Raw genomic sequence first — 25,288 nt, 5'->3', positions numbered from 1 at the left:
TTGCGAAACTTCTGCAGACTCAGGCTCTAGCTGAAGAGTTTCCGTTTGCTGCGTACTGGCGCCTGCTGCTGCTGCTTGCCAATCCTTCAGCATAACGGTAACAAGTCGTATTGGACTGCCAAGCACAGACTGCATGACCTTCTCTATAATATCACGATTTGCCTGTTTCTCGGTTGTTTCTCGATGCATTGTATTTTTGAAACCAACGAGAATCGAATCATTGGCAGCTGCAACAGGTTCTCCATCCTTCAACCATGCATGAACGGTTATTTTGGCTTCTTTCACGCCCTGAAGCACATCATTCCATTTCATTCGATACTGATTGAATTCCGGACTTCCTGCCGCCGCCAGATAGGCGTCAAGCTTAACAGCTGATCGCGCTATTCCTCCTGAACTGCCTCCAAAGGAGCTGCGAACGGCATTAGAACGAGCAGCCGGTTGACGAGCAGAGCTCTCAGCCGAAGCCGGGTTGGCAGAGGCTGCAAGCCCATTCTGCATAGCCTGCTCCAATTTGCGTTCCAATGCTTCTATCTGCTGTCGCAAAAGATTAACCTCGGCCGGTGCCGCTGAAGCAGCGGCACTATTCGATGAGGTTCCACCAGCAGCCTGATCCTCGCTTAATGTACAAAGCTTCATTAATGCGACTTCAAATAGCGTTTGAGGCTGTGAAGCATGCTTGAGCTCAACCTGATAACGATTAAGCGTGTCGATCATCGCAAATAGCCGCTCGGAAGAGAAGGAGTCCGCCATCTGGCGGAATCTTTCCGGGTCAACCACACGTTCCGTAACGGCCCCGCCCTGCGGCGCCAGCTTCAGAACGAGCAAATCACGGAAATAATAAATTAGGTTTTCCATACATTTATCTGCGCTCTTGCCAGCCTGCATCAAGTTTTCGACTAACGGCATGACCGCTGCTACATTACGATCCTTAACAGCCTCGGCTAAGGAATAGAAATGATCAGCCGCCATTCCTCCCGTTACATCTACAGCCGCTTCAAGAGTAATACTGCCTCCGGCGAACGCAGAAACCTGCTCGAGCAAGCTGATGGCATCACGCATACCACCTTCTGACAGTCTCGCAATATAAGCTATTGCATCCTCATCAGCTTGAATGCCTTCTTCAGTACAAATCTTTAACAAATGCTCCGTTTGCTCTTCAAGAGAAACCTGGCGAAAGTCAAATCGCTGACAGCGTGAAATAATCGTCGCAGGGAGCTTATGAGGTTCAGTAGTCGCCAAGATAAAGATCACATGCCCCGGTGGCTCCTCCAATGTCTTGAGCAAGGCATTAAACGCCTCAGCCGTAAGCATATGTACCTCATCTATAATATAAACCTTGAACCGCACTTCAGAAGGGGCATACCGGACTTTATCACGAATATCACGAATTTCATCGATACCTCGATTGGAAGCAGCATCAATTTCAATTACATCCATAATATGTCCCGCGGTAATTCCTATGCAAGCATCACATTCATTACAAGGCTCCTCTGCCGGGCCTCTTTCACAGTTAACCGCTTTCGCTAAAATTTTCGCTGCACTTGTTTTCCCTGTTCCCCGAGGACCGTTGAAAAGATAAGCATGGGATACGCGCTGCTCTCGAATGGAATTTTGGAGTGTTTGTATAATATGTCGTTGACCAACCATGTCCTGAAACGTCTGCGGACGCCAGGCTCGGTATAAAGCGATATGTGACACGCAGACCTTTCCTTTCATGTTGCCATTTAATTGCATTAATTTTATTTTCTAATCCTTATTATACAACAACTATGAGGCAAGCAAAACTTCTTTTGCCCTTCTTTCCCCAATAAGATCGAAAGATTTGCAAACAAAAACACCTGCATTCGCTAATTCCGACTAAAAAATCGAACAGCGTACACAGGTGCTACGTTTGTTGTTGGTTATTAAAATGAAAATTTTAGTACCGTGCACCTACTCCTGATAAATGCGACCCAGGCGACATCCTTGTACTACAGCTCGAGTCAGGCACTCCCCCGGCACATGAACTAATTTGCTTATGGCTGCTTCCTTCCGGACCTGACCGGGTTCACAAACGTCCATTGCGGAGGACCCAACTGTCAACACTGCTCACAAGTGCCAAGACCCTACATCGGCATAACCTCAAGTAGGAATTCAACCTCGCTACAGCGGATTGCGAGTTACAGGGCACCGCTACCTCCCCATCTAGCACGGCAAAAATAAGTATAGCCGATTCCGCTAGAAAGCGCAACTTCAGGTTATTGGAATTTATATATTTAACTCATTACTTTTTTGTTTTTACATGCACTTTGTATCTTTGCATATTATGTTGAACAATGTTTTCCGCTTTCGTCCGAAGCTCTTTGACCTGAGCAGCGGAAAGGTTTTTATTAACCTTCAACGTCACATACATCGTTGTGCCGTTGAAATAAACTTGCGTGCGCTCAATGCCACTAAGCGGCTTCAGCACCGTATTAACCATATTTCCATCTGATTCATAATTCAAGGCCATATGCCGTCCAGGTAAGTTAGGGTTGCTGTTCGAGTAGCCCATATATCCATCATGACCATACGTCCTCGTATGCTCGTCTTTGCTGCTGCCGCAGCCCCCTGCAATTAATGCAAATAAGCAAAGCAATAGAAGCGGCATCCATTTTAAGTGCCAAGCATTTCTTTGCTTCAATCCTTTGTCATGCAATCAAAAAACCTCCCTTCTATCCAATAGGATGGCTGAGGGAGGCTCTTGTATTCTGCCAAATAAAGGCGGAATGATTTGTAGGATTAGATACCGTATTTCTTCTTGAAACGGTCGACGCGGCCGCCGGCATCCAGGAACTTTTGCTTACCCGTGTAGAATGGGTGGCATTGGGAGCAAACCTCTACGCGAAGGCTCGGTTTAATCGAACCTGTCTCAAAGGAATTTCCACAAGCGCAAGTTGCTGTAATGACGTGGTATGTCGGATGAATAGCTTGTTTCATCTCGTTCACCTCTTTCTGCCCTGAATCGCATGCGGACCCAGAGTTAAATCGCACATATCGGATTATAGCACGAACTGTTTTGCTGTTGCAATGAATAATCTCTCATATGTTGCTATTTACGAAATTTACCTTAAAGTGCGAAGCATGGATGCAGGCGGGACATGTGTGTACGAACCAATCACTACATCAGGCAGCTCATCACGGAAAATCTCAAGCATTTGCTTCATTCCATAAATTTCTCCCTGTGCCTTTGGTATGATCGCCAAGTAGCTTTCAGGATCAATATTCAAATTCCGCATCTGGATGAGTTTAAGGCCCGTACGTTTCACAAACCCAATCATAGCTTCAATTTCTTCCTCGCGGTCTGTAACCCCTGGGAATATCAAATAGTTAATCGAGGTATATACACCATTATCAGTTGCATATTTAAGCGACTTCTCAACATTTTTCAGTGTGTATCCACGCGGCTTGTAATATGCATTATAGTGATCATCAAGCGCACTTATCGTACTAACACGCATCAGGTTGAGACCGGCATCAACGATCGCCCGCATGAAATCAGTTAATCCAGCATTGGTATTTATATTGATATAACCAAGGGAAGTCTGACTGCGCACGCGCTGTATCGCTTCAACGATGATTTTCGCTTGGGTCGAGGGCTCGCCTTCACAGCCTTGGCCGAAGCTGATGATCGATTCCGGCTTGCGTAAATGCTCCAGCATAATCTCAACCACTTCATCCACCGTCGGCTTGAAGTTCATCCTTGTCTGAGGAGCTACGAAACCACTATCATCCGGCTGTTCAGAAATACAACCAAAGCAGCCTGCATTACAAGAATACGACACAGGCACAGCGCCTTCCCAGCGTCCAAGAAACGTGTTGGAAGATGTAAGACATTCATACCCAAGCGCACAATTGGACAGATGCTTGTACAAGCGATTTTCTGGATATTTGGCAAGCAAACGCTCCACCTGTATGCCAAGTTCGCCGCGATCGCAATTAAGCGGATCCCATCTTTCAGGATCATCTGATTGCTCAGCCGTCACATAAAAGCCGCCATCCTTCCAGACAACAGCCGTATAGCCAAATAACGGAAGCTTTTCGTTCTTATCCGCTTTGACATATCCCGGCAAGCATAGACGCGTGAAGCCTTGCGGCAGCAAGGCACCAACTGCCTGCGCGCCGCCTTGTATGACCTGCATCTCACCTGTATCTGGATTCAGACCGATTGGTCTTGTGAATGGCAGACTGACTAACGTTGCTCCATTAGGCAGAGGAATCAATTCATCATCCATAATTTCGACGATCATATCGCCGCTTCTTCCCAAAGCAACAAAATTAGGATGATCAAATACATTTCCGTGTTCATCCGCATATACGAGATTCATGTTGTTCTCCTTCCAGCGGTCTTACGACCCTTGCGTCGTTCTAGGCGCAGGTCGTCTGCTCGCCGTTGAAGTATTGCTTTTCATAGCGGACCGCTCTGGTTTCACTTCTGGCGTTGTATCAAGGGACATAAGAAACTGCTCGTTGTTCTCGCTGTCCTTTAGTTTCTTCAAGAAATTATCAACATAATCAGGTGTATCTGTCATGTTTCTGCGAATGGCCCAAACTTTATCAAGCTCTTCCTTCGTCAGCAGCATTTCCTCGCGTCTCGTTCCCGATCTGCGCAGATCAAGAGCAGGGAAAATACGGCGTTCAGACAGCTTGCGGTCAAGATGAAGCTCCATATTGCCCGTACCTTTAAATTCTTCATATATAATATCATCCATACGCGAACCTGTTTCAATTAATGCAGTTGCCAGTATGGTTAAGCTTCCGCCCTCTTCCACGTTGCGCGCAGACCCAAAAAACCGTTTCGGGCGATGGAACGCAGCTGGATCAATACCGCCGCTGAGTGTCCGGCCAGATGGAGGAATAACCAAGTTATACGCTCTCGCAAGACGCGTAATACTATCCATCAAGATGACAACATCTTTCTTATGCTCTACAAGGCGAAGCGCTCTCTCCAGTACAAGCTCAGCAACCTTAATATGATTTTCCGGCAGCTCATCGAATGTCGAGGCAATAACCTCTCCTTTAACAGAGCGCTGCATATCCGTAACTTCCTCGGGGCGTTCATCAATGAGCAGAACAAACAATTTGATATCAGGCCGGTTTTCTGAAATGCTGTGGGCGATTTCCTTGAGAAGCAAGGTTTTACCTGTTTTGGGAGGCGCAACGATCAATCCGCGTTGTCCAAGCCCGACGGGTGCAAGCAAGTCCATCATACGAGTGGAAAGCTTCGACTGCGTCGTCTCAAGCACCAGCTTCTTTTCTGGATAAAGAGGAGTAAGCGCAGGGAAATGTAGACGTTCAGATGCCGTTTCAGGGTTTTCGCCATTGACGGCATTTACCTGGAGCAATCCGAAATAACGCTCATTTTCTTTCGGCGGCCGGCATTTGCCTGATACGAGATCACCGCTCCGTAGGTCAAATCTGCGAATTTGTGAAGCCGAGATATAAATATCTTCTTTGCTTGGCAAATAGTTAATAGGCCGTAGAAATCCGAAGCCCTCTGACAAAATATCAAGCACGCCTTCCATAAACATAAGGCCGCTTTTCTCCGCTTGCGCACGCAAAATAGCGAATATTAGTTCTTTTTTCTTAAGTGTGCCGTAGTAGGGAACTTGAAATTGCTTCGCTAGTTTGTACAACTCGGTCAATTTCAATTCTTCTAAATCGGCGATTTGAAGATCTGTCATATTCTCACCACTTTATTCAGTTTTCATTATGAGTTTTTAATAGTTTTAAATGCCTGATATCCATCATTGCCGAATTAGACGCCGTCTATTCCACAGCGTCTGCATCGCCAAATCCATTTTCCTAAGAAAACTTATGTCTCACGCCATACATCTGCGCCTAGCAGGCGAAGATTTTCCACTAGATTATCATAACCGCGGTCAATATATTCCACACCCGTAATTTCGGTTACGCCATCCTCAACGGTCAAAGCAGCTACTACAAGTGCTGCTCCTGCACGCAAATCAGCCGCGCGAACCTTAGCAGCATTAAGCTTGCCGCCTTCAATGATAGCCGAGCGTCCCTCAACGCGAATATTGGCTCCCATTCGCATGAGCTCCGGTACATGCTTAAATCTTGTCCCATATACATAATCGGCTAAAATGCTGACCCCTTCTGCTTGCGTAAGCAAGGTTGTCATTGGGGATTGCAAATCGGTTGGAAAACCGGGGTAGACCAAAGCTTTCACATCGATGGGAGTGTAATTAGAACGTCCGATTATTCGAATCGATTCATCCATCTCAATTACTTCTACACCCATTTCTTCAAGCTTCGCCGTCATAGCTTCCAAGTGCTTCGGTATAACATTGTCAATGAGGACATTGCCGCGAGTTGCGGCTGCTATAATCATATACGTACCTGCTTGAATTCGATCGGGAATAATGGAATGGCGGCAGCCGTGCATCCTGTCGACCCCTTCAATCCGAATCGTCTCTGTTCCGGCACCTTTAATTTTTGCGCCCATGGCATTTAGAAGAGTAGCTACATCTATAATTTCAGGCTCTTTTGCCGCATTTTCGATAATGGTTAACCCTTGGGCCCGAGAAGCCGCCAGCATAATGTTTATCGTTGCTCCGACACTTGCCACGTCCAAATAAATTTTCGCGCCGCGCAGCTGCTTGGCGGAAATCCGAATAGCTCCATGTTCATTCGTTACCGTTGCGCCCAATGCCTCAAAGCCTTTAATGTGCTGGTCAATCGGTCTTGGCTCAAAATTACAGCCGCCAGGCAGCCCAATCATCGCCTCACCGAATCTGCCGAGCATCGCGCCCATCAAATAATAAGAAGCGCGCAATAGCTTCACTTTTCCGTTAGGCATCGGTCTCGAGGTAAGATCCGCAGGATCAATTCGCATCATATCGCCATCGCGAGTAACGACAGCACCGAGCTCTTGCAGAATCTCGCTATAAACAGCCACATCACTAATCGAAGGCAAATTGTCCAAAATAACTTCTGATTCTGCTAATATAGCAGCAGGTACAAGTGCGACTGCACTATTTTTTGCTCCGCTGATTTGAACGGAACCGCTAAGCGGCCGTCCTCCGCGTATCATTAATTTTTCCATCTAATTATATTTCCTCCCGTAGATTGGAAGAGAATAAAGGAAAAACCGCCAAAGCAAGTGATTCTTATACCCACTTGCCCTTACGAGGCGGTTTATGATCCCTTGCTCCTGTTGTTACGCTTGGTTGTTACTTCCGAACAAGCGGATTTTCTCTTGGATTTAAAGCTTTTATCGACAAATGAATCTTCTTGTTTACACATTACAGCATCGGCTTTATCAGCACTCAAGCTATCCTATATTTCAAGATGCTAGTCTTAAGCACGTCCGACAAGTCATTCTGAGTCATTATAACATATCATGCCTTGAAATAGTAAAGCTTGTTTTGACTACACGATTTCAAACAAAAACGACACCGTCTTTATTAAAGCGACGATGCCGTTTCTAACCCGAGTTAAGAACCTATTGCAAAACGACTTGTTGAATTGCCGCCGTGGAGCTGCATATTTACTGCTATTCGCATCTCATCAATATCGAACGGCTTCGTAAAATGCATTAATGCGCCAAGGTCGGTTGCTTCTTTTATCATATCTAATTCACCATATGCTGTCATCATGATGACTTTAATGTTTCGGTCAATGGCTTTCACATGCTTCAAAATTTCCAAACCGTCCATGCCAGGTATTTTCATATCCAGCAGCACCAGATCAGGAGCGTCCTTCTTGACAATTTCCAAAGCCAGTTTGCCATTAGAAGCTTGAAACGTGTTATAACCCTCACTGCTAAATACTTCCATCAACAGCACGCGGATACCGTTCTGATCATCCACGATCAATACCTTTTTCTTCTCCAACTTCATATACCTCCCGCGACTGAGTTTAACCAACAAAATTGGCCAACTCTTCCATAATCGTTAATATATTCGCTTAGGTGGGTATATAATCCTTCTCGTCCAAAAAAAACTTATCAGATGTTGTCAAAGAATGTGTCATCAATTAAAACAACTCTTATTTCTCCGAATAGTTAAGCGCCGCTTGAACAAATCCGCGGAATAATGGTTGCGGACGATTCGGTCTAGAAGTAAATTCTGGATGGAATTGAACGGCCAGGAACCATGGATGCTCAGCAAGCTCCACCATTTCGACAAGGCGGCCATCCGGCGATGTTCCGGAAACTGTTAAACCAGCAGCTTCAATTGCTTCGCGGTATTCATTGTTGAATTCATACCGGTGGCGATGACGTTCATATACAAGCTCGTCGTCATATTCCTTAGCGGCAAGCGTGCCTGGAATAAGCTTACAAGGGTATAGGCCAAGGCGCATCGTTCCGCCCATATCTTCAACGTCCTTCTGATCCGGCAGCAGATCGATAACCGGGTACGGAGTAGACGGATTAATTTCCGAACTATTTGCATTCGCAAGTCCAACAATATTGCGAGCATATTCAATAACAGCAACTTGCATGCCAAGACATATTCCGAAGAACGGAATGTTATTCTCGCGAGCGTATTTGATTGCAGTAATCTTGCCTTCAATACCGCGATCGCCAAAACCGCCTGGTACGAGAATACCGTGAATGCCTTGCAATTGGTCACCAATATTTTCCTCAGTAAGCTCTTCCGCATTGACCCAGCGCAGCTTCACTTCAGAGTCCGCCGCAATACCGGCATGTCCTAATGATTCTACAATACTGAGGTATGCGTCATGCAGTGCTACATATTTGCCGACAATGGCAATTTCAGTCGTTTTGTGAAGCGACTTCACACGTTTAACGAGTTCTTCCCACTCGCGCATATCCGGCTGATCTACGTTTAGCTTCAGGTGGTTGACAACAATCTCGTCAAGTCCTTCTTCGCGAAGCATTAACGGTACTTCGTATAGTGTCGAAGCATCACGGCATTCCACAACTGCGTTCGCATCAATATCACAGAATAATCCGATTTTCCGCTTCAATTCTTCAGCAAGCGGATATTCTGTGCGGCATACGATTACGTTTGGCTGGATACCGATACTGCGCAATTCTTTAACGCTATGCTGCGTCGGCTTTGTTTTCACTTCGCCTGCAGCTTTAATATAAGGAATGAGCGTAACATGGATATACATCACATTGTCACGTCCGATATCGCTCTTAATTTGACGAATGGCTTCTAGGAAGGGCAAGCTCTCGATATCTCCAACCGTGCCGCCGATTTCCGTAATGACAACGTCAGAACCCGCTTCTTTGCCTGCACGGAAGACACGCTCTTTAATTTCATTCGTAATATGGGGAATAACTTGTACCGTGCCACCCAGATAGTCGCCGCGGCGTTCTTTGGTAATGACGTTGGAATATATTTTGCCTGATGTTACGTTGTTGTTCTTTGATAGATTGATATCGATGAAGCGTTCATAGTGACCAAGATCCAAATCTGTTTCTGCGCCGTCATCTGTGACGAATACTTCGCCGTGCTGATAAGGACTCATCGTTCCCGGGTCCACGTTGATGTAGGGATCAAATTTCTGAATCGTTACTTTGAGGCCCCTGTTCTTCAGTAATCGGCCGAGTGAAGCTGCCGTTATCCCTTTGCCCAAGGACGACACTACGCCGCCGGTTACAAATATATATTTAGTCACTGTGCTGATACCCTCCAAGCTCTTATGATTATATTTAGGTTTGCCCATTTACTCGATAAACATGGATGCAGATACACTCTGCTTATCCATCCAGATTATGGGGATGTGTCCTACAGACCAATCCCGCACAAACAAAAAAAGTGACACCCGTAGCAACGGGGCACTTTTTTATTTTTTGGCATATACAAAATATAAGACAGCATAAGGGTTTGAAGTTTATACTTTGCTTATATTTCAACACGAAACGATCCTTTGCCGCTAAAACTCTGCAACAACCGTTTACGCTTGTATGCGTTATTTGTTAACCGAATCTTAAGCCCATGAGATAGTTTACTCTGCGCTTGTAGGCCCTGTCAAGCGAAAACGATAGGATAATCCATAAGCTGCATGAAGGGTTGTGACCACTTAATGGAAGCTTAGGTTATTACTACTTATCGTCGTCCTCATCTTCATCATCAAATTCATCATCATCTTCAGAATCGTCATCATCGGATTCCAGATCGGCATCAACTTCTCCATCGATCTCTTCGTCCTCGATGACAGCATCCTCATCGACTTCCGCTTCTTCTTCGGCTTCTTCGAAGTCTTCGCGATCCTCATCGAATACGTCGTAGTCCTCTTCCTGCTCTGCGTACGTTTCCTCTTCCTCGTCCGCAAATGCATCGTCATCCTCAAGATCATCATCATCATTGATGATACGAGTACGCTTCGCATTGCCAACAGGATCTTCTGAACGCTCAACCGGATACCAGCGCTTCAGTCCCCACATATTGCTGCCTACGCAAGCAAAGCGGCCGTCAATGTTGATTTCTGTATAAACTTGAGCGATAAACTGGTTGATTCCATCCGCGGAAAGACCGCGTATTTTAGCGATCTCCATCATTAGATCGCGATAATAATAAGGTGTATTAGCCGCTTTCAGCACTTCAAAGGCCAAATCGACCATAGGCATTTCCTTAATACGTTCAGGATCCAGCTTCAAGGTGAAATTGCTGCTGCTCATATGGACACATCCTCTCTTGCCAATCAAATTAAGTACGTAATCGTTCTTTTGAAATTTAAGATTATATACGTTTTTCCCTCGTACTCCGCTTACATCTCATCGCGCAGCATACGATTGCCGCCAGTGGCTGGCATCCGTTGATTACGCTAGTCAAAGTATAGTAAAACCTATTTCTTGCAAAAAAGCAAGCCGCCTATGCGGTTGCCAATATAGCTTGGACATAAATGCAAAAAACGAAGGGAATATCCCTTCGCTCTGACTGTATCCATCCGGCCTCATACTCACTTACGTATGATGGACGTAAGAGCCCCTGAGAACTCTTTGTTCATCCTATGTCCTTCCTAGATTTTTGACACGGTTCAGCGCCTATTTATACGAAAAAAGGCAAGTTGCTCATACGGCTTGAGTTCCCCCTTCATACAATACTTCAGCATGGTCCGTCAGGAGGGGAATCCAAATTTGGACACCGCCGCTTTAATCCGATTAGTGGAGGATACGATGGCTTGTACGGACACATCGGCAGTAAAGCGAATCATTCGCTTTCAGCATGTCAGCGACTATCGATACTTCCTAAAGCAATTGTCTGTTCGCCCTTCATCATCACTGCCTAAACAAAGCATAAGAAAGATGCCTATTATTCACGGCATATCCTGCCTTCTGCCGGAACAGGAAACGCTTGAGCGCTTCGGAGGCAGTGTATGGATTGAGCAGGACAGCAAAATCAGCGTACACGCAACTCCACAGAAGTCTGTTATTTGGGAGAAGGGGATTCCGGGGATTCCTTGGGGCGTCAATCAAATTAAAGCGCCGCAAGCATGGAGCACAACAACTGGTCACCGAGTCAGGGTCGGTGTTATTGATACCGGAATTGATTTCAGCCATCCTGATCTTCGCCAGTCGGTGATCAGAGGTATTAATTTGCTTAATCGAAGCATGCTCCCTCACGATGATAACGGTCACGGAACCCATATCGCCGGTACAATTGCGGCTGCCAATCAGCTGCAAGGCATGATCGGTGTTGCTCCGCGTTCATTAATCGCTCCCGTCAAAGCTTTCGATCACAACGGGAGTGCCTATGTGTCTGATATTATTCTTGGCATCGAATGGTGCATTCGCAATCGAATTCACATCATTAACATGAGCTTTGGGATGAAGAACCGAAGCAAAGCACTGCTCGGCGCCGTCATAAACGCACATAATGCTGGTGTCATTATCGTGGCTTCATCTGGAAATGATGGAAAGCGGCGTGCTGTCGATTATCCTGCTCGATATCCTCAAACGATTTCCGTAGGGGCAACGACGAAGCTCCGTCGTCCGGCTCCATTCAGTAACCGCGGTTCATATATTGATATATATGCGCCCGGGGACAAAATCATTTCTGCATGGCTTCGCGGTAAATATAACGAAATGAGCGGCACTTCAATGGCTACCTCGCATGTCAGCGGCGCTGTTGCTCTTCTGCTTGCTTATAAACCGGGGCTCACGCCAACCGAAATCAAAGCCATTATCAAAAAGTCTATTCAACCCCTAAGGGGCAGCAAAGCCCGCCGAACCATCGGCGAGCTTGATATCCAGCGTATGATGCAAGCCGCGGATAAAGTATGAATCCTCGGCTTGTTTGCTTTTGTTTTCCTGAGACTACATCCGATCCGGCGCCGATACGCCGACAAGGCGCAGTACATTCGCAATCGTTAGACGGAGGGCGCCCAGCAATGCAAGACGTGCTTGCGTCTGCTCAGAATCCTCTGTAATGACACGCTCAGCTCTGTAATAGCTGTGGAATTGGGATGCTAAATCATATACATATCGAATGAGGCGGTGCGGCGCATATTGTGCGGCAGCCTCGGATACCTCCTGAGGAAGCTCTCCAATTTTGCGTAACAGGTCAAATTCCGTATCAGCGGTCAGCTTGGTGAAATCGATCTCGGATGTTTTCTTGAGAACAACCCCTTGCTCCTCCGCTTGTCTGAATATGCTGCAAATACGCGCGTGCGCATACTGTACATAGAAGACCGGATTTTCATTGGATGTAGAAATCGCAAGGTCCATATCGAAATCCAGATGCGAATCCATGCTCCGCATCGAGAAGAAGTAACGAATAGCATCTATGCCTACCTCGTCCATCAAATCCTGCATCGTAACCGCTTTGCCCGTCCGTTTCGACATTTTCATCTTTTCGCCATTCTGGAACAAGCTAACCATCTGAGCAATAAGCACGGTTAGTTTCTTAGGATCATTGCCAAGCGCCTCCATCGCCGCTTTAACACGCGGAATGTAGCCATGGTGATCAGCTCCCCAAATGTTGATCATTTGGTCGAAGCCGCGGCCGTATTTATTACGGTGATAGGCGATATCCGGTGTCAAATACGTATATGATCCGTCATTTTTTACAAGAACGCGATTTTTGTCGTCGCCAAATTCCATGGTATTCAGCCAAGTTGCGCCTTCTTCTTCATACACATGACCGGTCGCTTTAAGTGCTTCTAAGCCCTGCTCGACTTGCCCGCTTTCATAAAGCGCGGTTTCACTGTACCAGACGTCAAAACCAACACGGAAACGGCCTAAGTCGCGCTTAATTTTCTCAAGCTCTCGCTCTAAACCAAACTCACGGAAAAACGTATAGCGTTCCTTATCTGATAGCGCGAGGAGCTTATCTCCCTCTTGTTCCACAAGCAGCTTCGCGAAACCGATAATATCTTCACCATAATAACCGTCCTCTGGCATTTCCGCTGCTTGTCCAAGCGCTTGACGATAGCGTGCTTCAATCGATACAGCGAGATTCTCAACCTGCTTGCCTGCGTCATTAATGTAGTATTCACGCGTTACTTCATATCCCGCGAAATCAAGCACATTGCACAAAGAATCGCCTACAGCCGCTCCGCGCGCATGTCCAAGATGCAGGCTGCCTGTGGGATTCGCGCTTACAAACTCTACTTGAACCCGTTTGCCGCTGCCTTCCGCAATCCGTCCATAATTGTCACCAGCTTCAAGCGCTGCGCTTACTACCGGATAAAGGTAGCTGTTGTCCATACGGAAATTAATAAAGCCCGGGCCTGCGATCTCAGCCGATTGAATCGATGCCTGCTTGGTATCAAGGTGAGCGATAATCGCTTCAGCAATTTGGCGCGGGTTTTTCTTCGCCAGCTTCGTGAGCTGCATAGCTGCATTAGTTGCTAAGTCACCATGCGATTTATCCTTCGGCACTTCCAGCACGAATGCGGGAAGCTCTTCACGTGCTGCAAGGCCAGCCGCTACTGCTGCATCGGTGATTGCTGCCTTGACCTGCTCATACATGTTCTCAAGTACATTTGCGTTCATTAATTCATTTCCTCCTGTATATGGAGCCGAATATGGAAAAGGCCCGACATTTGATCACTGACATACATCTCGTACTGCCATTCTATCGAAAAAGGCAGCTGCAACGGCAGCTGATCCGCGCCCCCGGCGGTCGCCTGAGAACCATGCAGCGCTAGCTGCTTCGTATCCGTCTCAAGAGAAAACGACGTCACTGGCGAGCGGTAAAAGCCTTTCTGCCTATGGCCAAGCATGAAAAGCTGCTCCGATTGAATGGCACCCCGCCGGACGATGGATAGTTCATTCGGCCGATAACGCACAAGCGTACGTACCTCACCCGCATTCGGATCGCCTTCTATTGCGGGCTCGCTATAACGTATAAATACGGACTTTTCCTTGCGGAACCATTCGCCCTCGTAAGAATGGCTTTGCGAGTTTCCGTCAAGCGCGCTCTCCAAAGTAATGGTTACTTTCCTGCTTTCAGTCATAGCCTTGCTCCTGTTATCAGTGTAATCTTATGTAACTACTATATACAGGAAGCCTGTTAATTTCAACGCTAGAGCGCGGTTAAGTTACGGTAAATGGTACAATAACGCTCCATGCCTCTACCCGATCCTCCAGCGTTCGCATGCGCGGGGTCGGAATTGGACTTGATGAAGGAAGCTTAAGCAGCGTAATATTTCGAAAGCATTCATGCCCGCGATAAAACTTTTGAAAAGTATCATAAGCCTTTGCGCCGTTAAAGGCGAAGCAGCGCAGCTGTGGGTATTGGGCAATTAGGTCCGGCAGCTTCTGAGGAACGATATCCCGTATATTCACATCAAGACTGCCTTCCCGCTCGCAAGATTCAATCACATCCCACAAAGCTAGACGGTGCTTATGCAAGTATGAGAGTCGATTCTCATAAACGGGATCAACTTCTGACTCGCTGAACAAACGATAAAGGATACGCCACATGAAGTTTTGCGGATGTCCATAAAATTGTCCATGCTCAAGCGATTTCACGCTTGGCGCTGTCCCTAGGATCAATACGCGAGCCTGTTCATCAATGACCGGCGGGAAAGAATAGATACGCATCATAACATCCTCCTCAATCAGCTTCATTCAAAAATGGATCACATACATAGGCTAAGTCTAACCTTTATTGTAGGGAGGCATCCTTGAACCGAAGGAGCGGACGCTTCCTGTATAGGATACAAAAAAACCGCAAGGCATACCCCGGCGGTTATTGTGATTGAATTGTATTCTACCCTTTATTTCAAGAAACCAAGCAGCATTTCGCGAATTACTTTCGCCGCTACGATCTGTGTTTGCTCCGTTGGATCATAAGCAGGCGCAACCTCGACAAGGTCAAAGCCTACAATATTAACGCCGGAACGCGCAATCGCATGAACGGATTCGATAAGCTCCTTCGATGTAATGCCGCCTGCTTCCGCTGTGCCTGTACCTGGCGCTGCGGATGGATCAAGCACGTCAATGTCGATTGTCAAATAAACTGGACGGCCTTCCAGCTCAGGAAGCACCTTCTTAAGCGGCTCAAGTACTTCAAATGGATGGAAATTAATGTTCTCGCGTGCATACTGCCATTCCTCGCGGGAGCCTGAACGAATACCGAATTGGTAAATATTTTGTCCGCCCATTAGACCAGCTGCTTTGCGCAGCGGCGTAGAGTGGGACAACGGCTCGCCTTCATACGATTCGCGCAAATCAGCGTGAGCGTCGAAGTGAATGATCGCAAGATCAGGATATTTCTTGTACACCTCTTGGAATATCGGCCAAGAAACGAGATGCTCGCCGCCTAGACCTACAGGTATTTTCCCATCATCTAGAACGCCGCGAACAAATTCACCGATAATTTCCAGGCTGCGTGCTGCATTGCCGAACGGCAGTAGCAGATCGCCAGCATCGAAATATTCGATATCTTCTAGGCTGCGGTCTAAATAGGGGCTGTATTCTTCGAGCCCGATTGACACCTCGCGTATGCGTGGAGGGCCAAAGCGTGAGCCTGGACGGAAGCTAACAGTGAAATCCATTGGCATGCCGTAGATAACTGCCTTGGAAGCTTCATAGTTCTCAGAACTCAGAATGAAGACATTGCCGGAATATTTTTGATCCAATTTCATGAGGCTTGTCCTCTCTTTCCTGTAGCGTAACGTATATTACTTCACAAGGTCTTCAACGAATTTCGGCAGCACAAATGCTGCTTTATGAAGACGCGGTGTGTAATATTTGGTGTCGATTTCTGGGATTGCTGTTTCGTCAACCGCAAGTGGATCATGCTTTTTGCTGCCCATAGTGAACGTCCATAGACCGCTTGGATATGTTGGGATGTTCGCACCGTATACACGAACGATTGGGAATACTTCCTTCACGTCTTTGTTTACGCTTTGAATCAGATCAGCCTTAAACCATGGATTGTCCGTTTGTGCAACAAAAATTCCGTCTTCCTTCAATGATTCGTAAATCCCTTGATAGAAGCCTTTAGTGAATAGGTTGGCAGCAGGACCAACTGGTTCTGTAGAGTCAACCATAATAACGTCATAGCTGTTTTTATGATCATGAATATGCATAAAGCCGTCGTTTACAAGCACTTCAACCCGCGGGTTGTCGAGCTCGCCAGCGATGGTTGGCAAGTATTTTTTGGAGTATTCAATAACTTTCCCGTCAATATCGACAAGAACAGCCTTTTTCACCTTTGGATGCTTCATCACTTCGCGAATAACGCCGCCGTCGCCGCCGCCAACTACCAATACGTTCTCTGGATTCGGATGCGTGAAAAGGACTGGATGCGCAACCATCTCATGGTATACGAACTCATCCTTAACCGTAGTCATTACCATGCCGTCAAGTACGAGCATTGTTCCGAACTCTTCCGTTTCAATCATATCAAGCTGTTGAAAATCCGTTTGTTCATTTACATAAGTTTTAGTAATCTTCGCCGTAATGCCGAAGCTGTCTGTTTGTTTTTCTGTATACCACAATTCCATGTCGTAAATCCCTTCTTTCCTTCATTGGTTCAACCTGTATTATATTCAAATTATCCAATGACTACAAGTATTCTATTCCGTGCGTAATATTAAGGTTTTTAGAATAATCTAATATAAAGATTCTATTGTATACCCCATTATTCTGTACAGTATGTGTGAGCAAATATTTGAGCAATTAGTTATTATATGAGCTGTCGTTTAGTCGAACAAGATATTCATTTATGTGTTATATTCTTATTTCATGTGTAATAAAATTATTACATATGAAAAACCACTTATCAGGTGATGAATTATGAAATGTTCTAGATGCGCTGTCAAATCCTTATCGGCTTACATATTGATTACCCAAACGGCAAATAGTTTACCCATAAAAAAATTAACTATTTTCCTTACTGAAAATAGATACAGTTGACGGATAGCATTATTACGAAGTTCCCAGGATAAAGCATTTTGCATATAGAAAGAGGGAAATCACAAATGAATCCAGCAAGTCCAATCGCCATGCTAATTCAAATCATTCTCCCAATGGGTCTGGCCTTTCTATTTGTATACAAGTACATTGATATCCGTACAAAAACTACACATTTTGTTTGTCCGGTATGTAGTTGTAGTTTTAAGCTATCTAAACTTAATTTCGCATTTGCACTAAAGACAGGATTATTAAACGAACGTATAGTTACTTGTCCTGTTTGTGGATACAGAGGCAGGATGCCCGTAGTAAAAGATTAGGCAGAAATTCTTAAATTCAAAAAGGGTGTCCCTAAAGCCATAGGCTTTAGAGGCACCCTCTTCTTTTTATTTGTCTGCAAAAGTTAATGGACACAGGAACCCTTATTTGCTGCAAAAATCACTTTTTCGAGCTGCTTACGGACCTCAGAGCCTTTATTGGCCCGAAAAGTCCCAATTATGACCAGTTCCAAGGGCAATAACGGCTCTCATGTCCGTAAACTTTGCTTTTACAGCTAATTCACTGATACAACGTACCTCATGTCCGTAACTACTCGGAACAGTTCAACATTTCGGTTCGAAGTGAGCTATCTCTCCAGCGAAGTTCATGCTTTTGGGACACCCTCTTTTCCCATGGTGGGGTTGATAGAACTTAATGTTTTTTTAATATCATACATTAATAGCAAATATACCAACCAAACCGCACAAAATTTTTCCATTTGCCAACTAATCATGAATAGGGTGTTCCTCATTCTTCCATACTAAGGAAAAGTGCAGCTTTAGCACGGAAGGGAGCATGTTTTATGAATAAGCCTTCCAAAAAAATGGGGAAACCCCGGCTACGTCCCTATTTTCCCATTCTAACGGAGAAATTTCTCCACCCTATTCTTAAAATAAAGAAATGGCTGCGCTATACTGCTGCCGTATTCATGGTGTTCGCTCTCATCGTCGGCGGCATGATTATTTATTTGCGCACCCAATCGCTTCCCGTTGCTGCCATTAGCCAAACCTCGCAGATGCTGGATCTGCAGGGCCATGTAATAGACACCTTTCATGCAGGGGAGAATCGCCGATCTGTACCTCTTGCGGAAATTTCCCACTACGTTATTGATGCGACCTTGGCAATTGAGGATCGTCGCTTCTACGACCATCGCGGCTTTGATATGAAGGGAATGGCGCGTGCCGTGATGGTTAACGTTCAAAGCTTATCCACAAGGCAAGGCGCCAGTACGCTGACGCAGCAGCTCGCACGAAATTTATATTTGACGCATGAGCGAACTTGGCAGCGCAAGATGAAGGAAGCCATGTACACCGCTCAACTGGAGATGCGCTATTCAAAAGACGAAATTTTGGGTATGTATTTAAATCAAATTTATTATGGCCACGGCTCTTATGGAATAGAAGCCGCAGCCATGATGTACTTCAACAAGCATGCTTCCGAGCTATCGCTCGCGGAGAGCGCCATGTTGGCCGGTATTCCGAAAGGACCCAAATATTATTCTCCTTATTTGGACATGAAGAATGCAAAGGATCGGCAGCTCACGATTTTGCAAGCTATGCTTGAAGGCGGCTCTATCACATCCGAGCAGGCGGACGCCGCTTATGCGGAGGTGCTGAACTTTCAAGCGCTCGGTTCTGGCGAACAAGAAGGATTCGCACCTTACTTCCGCGACTATATCAGATATATAGCAGTAGATAAGCTGGGCATTAACGAGCAGATGCTTAATGAAGGCGGAATTACCATTTATACGACGCTGGATTCCGTTGCACAGGCCGCCGCTGAGGAGGTTATCGCCAAAGGGATTCCCGAAAGCTCGGAGCAGCAGGCCGCTTTAATCGCCATTGACCCGCGCAGCGGGTACATTAAAGCGATGGTCGGCGGACGAAGCTATAAGAAGAACCAATTCAATCGCGTGTTTGCCAACACGCGCCAGCCCGGCTCGTCGTTCAAGCCGCTCTTGTACTTAACAGCTCTGCAAAGCCGGTTCATGACGCCTGCTACCCGCTTCAAGAGTGAGCCGACCATATTCTCCTATGATGAAGGACGCAAAACATATGAGCCGCATAATTACGGCGATAAATATGCAAACGACCTCATTGATATGCGGAAAGCAATTGCGAGTTCAGACAATATTTACGCGGTGAATACGATTATGACCATCGGCGCCGACAAAGTAATCGATACTGCGCGAAAGCTTGGCATTAAGAGCAGCATGCAGCCGGTTCCCTCCTTGGCACTTGGAACGTTTCCAGTTAGCCCATTCGAAATGGCTTCTGCGTTCGGAACATTTGCGAATGGAGGCACTCATGTCGAACCCATCGCTATTTTGCGAATCGAAGATCGCAAGGGACAGGTATTATATGAAGCGAAACACAATGCCGTACAAGCCATCGCCCCGGCCGAGGCTTATGTAATGACCAGCTTAATGGAAAGTGTGTTCGAGGAAGGCGGTACCGGCTCCCGTGTCTCTTCTATTATTAAACGGCCAGTCGCAGGCAAGACCGGCACGACTCCGACGGATGCTTGGATGGTAGGATATACACCGGAGCTGGCGACCGCTGTATGGGTTGGCTATGACAAGGACCGTAAGCTGACGGTTGCGGAGGCCTACCGGGCAGCGCCTATGTTTGCCAAGTTTACGGAACAGACACTCGCTTCAGTACCGCCCAAAATATTCCCTATCCCTGAGGGAGTAGTCAATGTGTACATTGACCCTGAGAGCGGGAAGCTGGCAGCAGCCAGCTGTGCGAATAGGCGGCTGGAGGCTTTCCTTAGCGGAACGGAGCCTACTGAGGTATGCGGCGAACCCGCTGCGGTCGACGATAGGAATGAGAAGGACGATGTAAAAGCAGAAAAAAGTCGTTCCTGGTGGTCTGATTTGAAACGCTGGTGGACAGACTAAGGTGCACGCTCTCCTCTATTTCCAATCCATAGTGAGCTTCTTCTGCTCATAGCTTGGAGGTGACCTTCGCACATTTTTGTCTGAATTATGATCAAAAAGTGAAATTTCTTTGAACAAACGTAGATTGTTGTGTTATAGTAAACATAAGGAAAACACTTACAATAAGCAGAGGTGTTCATTATGATAACCAAAACAGCAATAATCAACCAAACGAAGCCAACCAAATCGGATGTCAAGCGTTTAGTCAAAGTAATGACTGCAATTGCTTGGGGCGTACTCGGTATCGGCGTTCTGCTTTGCTTAATAAATTTAAGTCACTTCAGTGATAAAAATGTCGGATTAATGGTCGGCATCGGCTTCCTAATCGGCAGTGTTCATATTTATGTTATTGGAACCGCGATTGGACTTGTTCATGCGAGACGCAACGAAGAGCAGACTTTCATTGACGCAAGCGAACAACAGATATAGACTACGGAACTAATGAAGAGGCTGTCCTTCAGGTAGATCATTCTACTTGTGGGGCAGCCTCTTTTCTATTCCGCTTCGTCTTTATGGGACAAAACAGGATTTAGTGGGTACTAATGGATATGAAAATAAAGCCAGAATAATAGGAAGAGCCAAGAAAAATGTCATATTTTCGGCTGAAATTCACTTGAAAAAATGAAGCCTGAATCAATGTTGTCTAAGCAGTGAACTTTCTATTACAGAATAAAGACGAATTCTTGACGTAATTGTTAACCCCGCAGTCATTGCGGTTTATATCTGCTATTGTAATCTTAAGCAGTAATTTTGAGGAGTTGAACCGAAATGAGACCGTTTATTCGCATGCTTACCCCCGTACTCTTTTTGCTGATGGCCTTTACGCTTTCTGGCTGCGGCGAGCAATTTATCGTGCTCGATCCAAAAGGACCTATCGGCGAGTCTCAGAAAGACCTTATTTATATTTCCACCATTATTTGCTCGGTTATTATTATTCCCACACTAATACTGACTGCCATTATCGTCTGGCGCTACCGGGATAAGAAAGGAAGAAAAGCTTCATACACTCCAAACTGGGAGCATAGTACGAAGCTGGAAGTTACATGGTGGTCTATACCGATCATTGCCATCATCATTCTAGCAATTATCACGGTCAGATATACTTATGCGCTTGAGCCTTCTAAAGCTATTGTTTCGGAGAAGGAGCCGATTACGATCCAAGTAACGTCCCTTGATTGGAAATGGCTGTTTAAATATCCTGACGAGGGCATTGCTACCGTCAACTATATTAAAATCCCTGCTGATGTTCCGGTTAAATTCCAGCTTACATCAGATACGGCGATGAACTCCTTCTGGGTACCGCAGCTTGGTGGACAGATCTATACCATGTCAGGCATGGCGATGACGCTCTTCCTGCAAGCTGATGAGCAAGGCAGTTATTTTGGCTCGGGAGCCAACTTTAACGGGCAGGACTTTGCACAAATGCGGTTTAAGGTCGATGCGACGACAGAAGAAGAGTATCATTCTTGGATCAAACAAGTGAAAGATACGTCTCCTGCTCTTACTATGGAAGGCTTCGAAAAACTGAGAGAGCCTGGCTCTTCTGAGAAACAGCTGTTCTCAAGCTTCCCAGCCGGATTATTCGATAAGATTGCTATGCAATATGTAAATGGCGATGGCGGCGGTCATCATCACGGCGGCGCAGCGTCTGAGCCTGCGGCTAATAAGGATGAGTCCCATCCAGACAGCAGCACCGATGCTCATAGTCATATGGATATGGATATGGGTGACATGGGCATGGATATGGACATGGGCAAATAATCTCAAGCCAACCATTCTTTTTGAGCATCTTCACTTCACCAAACTAATCGTATGCTTTCGATATAAGTTTGCTTATGCTTTCGGAGCAAGTTTTGCTTCACAAAACTTTTAGGAGGTCCCTTATGTTAGACAAAATTAAAGACTTCGCTTCCGAATTTTTTGTTACTGGCGATCCGCTTATTTTAGGGGCTCAAGTATCTATCGGATTATCGGTAGTTGCCATTATATTTACGCTAACCTTTTTCAAAAAATGGCGCTGGTTATGGACGGAATGGCTGACTACGGTCGATCACAAAAAAATCGGGATTATGTACGTTATCGCTTCTTTACTCATGTTGTTCCGCGGCGGTGTTGATGCGCTGCTCATGCGGGTGCAGCTCGCTGCGCCGCAATTAGATTTCCTGCAAGCAGAGCATTACAATCAGATATTTACTACTCATGGCGTTATTATGATTTTGTTCATGGCCATGCCGCTCATGTTCGGTTTGTTCAACCTTGTCGTGCCATTACAGATCGGTGCACGTGACGTTGCCTTTCCGTTCCTGAACTCACTAAGCTTCTGGATGTTCTTCTTTGGAGCTATGCTGTTTAACGTATCATTCATTATCGGCGGCTCGCCGGATGCGGGATGGCTTGCTTATCCGCCACTTTCCGAGCTGTCAGGCAGTCCAGGTCTTGGACAGGACTTCTATATCTGGGGTATTCAGATTTCTGGTATCGGCTCCTTAGCAACAGGGATCAACTTTGTTGTCACGATATTGAAAATGCGTGCGCCAGGCATGAAGCTAATGAAAATGCCGATGTTCGTATGGTCGGTTCTCTCATCATGTATTACGATTATGTTCGCATTCCCAATTCTTACCGTAACATTATTCCTGCTGTTCATTGACCGTTACTTGGGCGCGCACTTCTTCACGCTTGACGGCGCAGGTAATCCAATGATGTACATCAACCTCATTTGGATGTGGGGACATCCCGAGGTATATATCATTGTTTTGCCGGCATTCGGTATATTCTCAGAAGTTGTATCAACTTTCTCGAAGAAAAAACTTTTCGGCTACAAGTCCATGGTATTTGCACTTATGTCGATCAGCTTCCTCTCATTCTTCACATGGGCGCATCACTTCTTCACGATGGGCTCCGGTGCAAACGTCAATGCGTTCTTTGCCTTAACGACTATGCTTATAGCCATCCCGACGGGGGTGAAGGTCTTTAACTGGCTGTTCACGATGTTCCGAGGGCGTATTACCTTTACAACTCCGATGATGTGGGCGGTCGCATTCATACCGTGCTTTGTCATCGGGGGTATGACTGGTGTTCTTCTTTCTGTTGCGCCAGCCGACTTCCAGTTCCACAACAGCTACTTCCTGATTGCGCATTTCCATCAGGTGATTATCGGCGGCGTTGTGTTCGGTTTTTTCGCAGGCCTCTATTATTGGTGGCCGAAGGTGTTCGGCTTCCGCTTGCATGAAGGCCTTGGCAAATGGGCATTCTGGTTCTGGAACATTGGTTTCTATGTCTGCTTCATGCCGCAGTATGCGCTTGGTTTAATGGGCATGACTCGTCGTGTCAACACATACGACTTCGATATGGGCTGGCAGCCGCTTAACGTGGTTTCTACAGTCGGCGGATTCTTGATGGGTATCGCATTCCTATTCCAAGTATGGCAAATTGCTCATAGCATTCGGTTTTATAAGAAAGAGCAGAATGGCGATGCATGGGATGGCCGTACGCTGGAATGGTCGATACCATCACCTGCGCCGCTTTATAACTTTGCTCGTCTTCCACAGGTTACGGATCAGGATGATTGGTGGGAAGAGAAGCAGCGCATCGCCAGAGGCGAGCCTGTCAAGCCTCTTACACCGCTCGAGCCGATTCATATGCCAAAAAACTCAGGCATCCCTTTCATTATGTCGTTATGCTGGTTCACCGCCGGCTTCGGCTTCGTATGGGATTGGCTGTGGATGGCTATACCGGGTCTGATCGGCGTAGCTATTTGTATGCTTGTTCGTTCATTCTCCTATGACACCGATTATTATATTTCGGTACAAGAGATTGAGCGCACGGAAGCAGCTTTAAGGGGGTCAAAATAATGGCACATGCAGTTTCCAGAACAGCAAACGCGCATGGCGGACACGGAGCTGGTCACGGCGGCGGTCACCATGACGAGCACCATGATCAAGAATCGTTGAAAACATTTGGCTTCTGGCTGTTTCTTATCACAGACGTTATCTTGTTCGGTACCTTGTTCGCTACCTACGTCGTCCTCCGTTTCAGTACGGATGGGGGCCCTACAGGTGCGGAGTTAATTGAAATAAACGGCATTATCGTTTCGACATTTATCCTGCTGACAAGCAGCTTTACGAGCGGAATAGCCGTACTCGAGATGAACAAAGGCAATAAACGCGGCCTCATCGGCTGGCTGGCGATAACTGCCTTGCTCGGAGCATCCTTCGTTTTCTTGGAAGTAAACGAATTTATGCACTTGGTGCATGAGGGAGCAACGATTGGTACGAGCGCGTATTGGTCCGCCTTCTTCACCTTAGTAGGCATACATGGTCTTCACGTTTCGCTTGGACTTGTCTGGATGATCTCCATTATGCTTCAGCTTGGTCGCCGGGGCATCACGCCGGTAACAAAGCGTAAAGTCAGCATTATTAGCTTATACTGGCATTTCCTTGACGTTGTATGGATCTTCGTATTTACGATCGTTTACTTGATGGGGGTGATGTAGGATGGAGAACCATAACACGCATGCACAGGATGCGCACGGCTCTCATGGCGGATCGATGAAGTCATATGTCATCGGCTTTCTGTTCTCAATTATCCTTACGATTATTCCACTCGTTGTCGTGTTGAATGATATGCTGAGCAAAAAGGCTACGACGGTACTCATCCTCGTGATGGCGATCCTGCAGTTTGCCGTACAGCTCCTCTTCTTCATGCATATTCGCGACGAGGAGAAACCGCGCTTCAACCTTATGGCGCTAATATTCGGTCTCGTCATTCTGTTGACCATCGTTGCAGGCTCAATCTGGATTATGACCTACAATACGGTTGGATAAGTAAAACGACTTAAAAATAAAGCTTTTTCATTAGAAAACAGCCGAGCAGGGTTTATACCTGCTCGGCTGTTTTGCTTCTTTGGTCTATTGCTGCCTGATCCCAGCCTAATACGATTTAACATCAGAATATGAAATAATTTAAACAATTCGGCCTGC

Annotated in this window: 21 protein-coding genes and 1 other RNA gene (1 of these 22 only partly in view); 7 read left to right on the top strand and 15 right to left on the bottom strand. The window is 46.2% G+C overall.

Annotated elements, in window-relative coordinates; translation table 11 throughout:
• From dnaX to rpoE, 10 genes are all read right to left on the bottom strand, one after another.
• Nucleotides 1-1,698 carry the 5' portion of a DNA polymerase III subunit gamma/tau gene (dnaX, locus tag CEF13_RS00760; RefSeq protein WP_102716133.1) on the bottom strand. 81 nt of this gene lie to the left of the window's left edge, so only the first 1,698 of its 1,779 coding nucleotides appear in the window; it begins with the start codon at nucleotides 1,696-1,698; its stop codon lies beyond the left edge, outside the window.
• Between the two features lie 226 nt (nucleotides 1,699-1,924).
• Nucleotides 1,925-2,193: signal recognition particle sRNA large type (gene ffs / locus CEF13_RS00755), an RNA gene on the bottom strand.
• A 70-nt stretch (nucleotides 2,194-2,263) separates the two neighbouring features.
• A complete protein-coding gene (locus tag CEF13_RS00750) occupies nucleotides 2,264-2,677 on the bottom strand; it encodes a hypothetical protein (RefSeq protein ID WP_102708974.1) in 414 nt (137 codons plus the stop codon).
• Between the two features lie 83 nt (nucleotides 2,678-2,760).
• The gene (gene rpmE, locus CEF13_RS00745) at nucleotides 2,761-2,958 is read right to left on the bottom strand and encodes a 50S ribosomal protein L31 (RefSeq protein ID WP_102708973.1); all 198 of its coding nucleotides are present in this window, start codon (nucleotides 2,956-2,958) and stop codon (nucleotides 2,761-2,763) included.
• Nucleotides 2,959-3,083: 125 nt separating this feature from the next.
• Entirely contained in the window at nucleotides 3,084-4,346 is a 1,263-nt protein-coding gene (locus tag CEF13_RS00740) for a radical SAM family protein (protein ID WP_102708972.1), read from the bottom strand.
• A gap of 21 nt (nucleotides 4,347-4,367) precedes the next feature.
• Nucleotides 4,368-5,702 (bottom strand): transcription termination factor Rho, encoded by a 1,335-nt coding sequence (rho, locus tag CEF13_RS00735; RefSeq protein ID WP_102708971.1) that lies wholly within the window; start codon nucleotides 5,700-5,702, stop codon nucleotides 4,368-4,370.
• A gap of 131 nt (nucleotides 5,703-5,833) precedes the next feature.
• Nucleotides 5,834-7,084 carry a UDP-N-acetylglucosamine 1-carboxyvinyltransferase gene (locus CEF13_RS00730; protein WP_102708970.1) on the bottom strand — a complete coding sequence of 417 codons (1,251 nt, stop codon included), beginning with the start codon at nucleotides 7,082-7,084 and terminating at the stop codon, nucleotides 5,834-5,836.
• 391 nt (nucleotides 7,085-7,475) lie between these two features.
• A complete protein-coding gene (locus CEF13_RS00725; RefSeq protein ID WP_102708969.1) occupies nucleotides 7,476-7,874 on the bottom strand; it encodes a response regulator in 399 nt (132 codons plus the stop codon).
• 154 nt (nucleotides 7,875-8,028) lie between these two features.
• Nucleotides 8,029-9,633: a CTP synthase gene (locus CEF13_RS00720; protein ID WP_102708968.1), complete on the bottom strand. Its 1,605-nt coding sequence runs from the start codon at nucleotides 9,631-9,633 to the stop codon at nucleotides 8,029-8,031.
• Between the two features lie 427 nt (nucleotides 9,634-10,060).
• Entirely contained in the window at nucleotides 10,061-10,636 is a 576-nt protein-coding gene (gene rpoE, locus CEF13_RS00715) for a DNA-directed RNA polymerase subunit delta (RefSeq protein ID WP_102708967.1), read from the bottom strand.
• A gap of 459 nt (nucleotides 10,637-11,095) precedes the next feature.
• Between rpoE and CEF13_RS00710 the strand changes: the two genes are divergently transcribed.
• Nucleotides 11,096-12,241 carry a S8 family peptidase gene (locus CEF13_RS00710; protein WP_102708966.1) on the top strand — a complete coding sequence of 382 codons (1,146 nt, stop codon included), beginning with the start codon at nucleotides 11,096-11,098 and terminating at the stop codon, nucleotides 12,239-12,241.
• Between the two features lie 33 nt (nucleotides 12,242-12,274).
• Here CEF13_RS00710 and argS read toward each other — a convergent pair whose 3' ends face one another.
• From argS to speE, 5 genes are all read right to left on the bottom strand, one after another.
• Nucleotides 12,275-13,954 (bottom strand): arginine--tRNA ligase, encoded by a 1,680-nt coding sequence (argS, locus tag CEF13_RS00705; protein ID WP_102708965.1) that lies wholly within the window; start codon nucleotides 13,952-13,954, stop codon nucleotides 12,275-12,277.
• Nucleotides 13,954-14,418: a YwiB family protein gene (locus tag CEF13_RS00700; protein WP_102708964.1), complete on the bottom strand. Its 465-nt coding sequence runs from the start codon at nucleotides 14,416-14,418 to the stop codon at nucleotides 13,954-13,956. Before CEF13_RS00700 ends, argS begins: the two co-directional genes overlap by 1 nt.
• Before the next feature lie 79 nt (nucleotides 14,419-14,497).
• Nucleotides 14,498-15,010: a DNA-deoxyinosine glycosylase gene (locus CEF13_RS00695; RefSeq protein ID WP_244917030.1), complete on the bottom strand. Its 513-nt coding sequence runs from the start codon at nucleotides 15,008-15,010 to the stop codon at nucleotides 14,498-14,500.
• Between the two features lie 173 nt (nucleotides 15,011-15,183).
• Nucleotides 15,184-16,053 (bottom strand): agmatinase, encoded by an 870-nt coding sequence (speB, locus tag CEF13_RS00690; protein WP_102708963.1) that lies wholly within the window; start codon nucleotides 16,051-16,053, stop codon nucleotides 15,184-15,186.
• Between the two features lie 36 nt (nucleotides 16,054-16,089).
• A complete protein-coding gene (speE, locus tag CEF13_RS00685; RefSeq protein ID WP_102708962.1) occupies nucleotides 16,090-16,917 on the bottom strand; it encodes a polyamine aminopropyltransferase in 828 nt (275 codons plus the stop codon).
• A gap of 1,250 nt (nucleotides 16,918-18,167) precedes the next feature.
• On the opposite strand from speE, the gene CEF13_RS00675 reads away from it, so the two are divergent.
• From CEF13_RS00675 to cyoD, 6 genes are all read left to right on the top strand, one after another.
• Nucleotides 18,168-20,267 (top strand): transglycosylase domain-containing protein, encoded by a 2,100-nt coding sequence (locus CEF13_RS00675; RefSeq protein WP_102708960.1) that lies wholly within the window; start codon nucleotides 18,168-18,170, stop codon nucleotides 20,265-20,267.
• Between the two features lie 180 nt (nucleotides 20,268-20,447).
• Entirely contained in the window at nucleotides 20,448-20,735 is a 288-nt protein-coding gene (locus CEF13_RS00670) for a hypothetical protein (RefSeq protein WP_102708959.1), read from the top strand.
• A gap of 339 nt (nucleotides 20,736-21,074) precedes the next feature.
• Nucleotides 21,075-22,067 (top strand): ubiquinol oxidase subunit II, encoded by a 993-nt coding sequence (gene cyoA, locus CEF13_RS00665; RefSeq protein WP_102708958.1) that lies wholly within the window; start codon nucleotides 21,075-21,077, stop codon nucleotides 22,065-22,067.
• A gap of 122 nt (nucleotides 22,068-22,189) precedes the next feature.
• Entirely contained in the window at nucleotides 22,190-24,160 is a 1,971-nt protein-coding gene (locus tag CEF13_RS00660) for a cbb3-type cytochrome c oxidase subunit I (protein ID WP_102708957.1), read from the top strand.
• A complete protein-coding gene (gene cyoC, locus CEF13_RS00655) occupies nucleotides 24,160-24,801 on the top strand; it encodes a cytochrome o ubiquinol oxidase subunit III (RefSeq protein WP_102708956.1) in 642 nt (213 codons plus the stop codon). The genes CEF13_RS00660 and cyoC overlap by 1 nt, the downstream gene beginning before the upstream one ends.
• A gap of 1 nt (nucleotide 24,802) precedes the next feature.
• Entirely contained in the window at nucleotides 24,803-25,132 is a 330-nt protein-coding gene (gene cyoD, locus CEF13_RS00650) for a cytochrome o ubiquinol oxidase subunit IV (RefSeq protein WP_102708955.1), read from the top strand.
• The last annotated feature ends 156 nt before the right edge of the window (nucleotides 25,133-25,288 follow it).

Source organism: Paenibacillus castaneae (assembly GCF_002884445.1).
Lineage (GTDB): Bacteria > Bacillota > Bacilli > Paenibacillales > Paenibacillaceae > Pristimantibacillus > Pristimantibacillus castaneae.
Note: the sequence above shows the minus strand (reverse complement) of the source record. Positions and strands in the feature narration are given on the sequence as shown.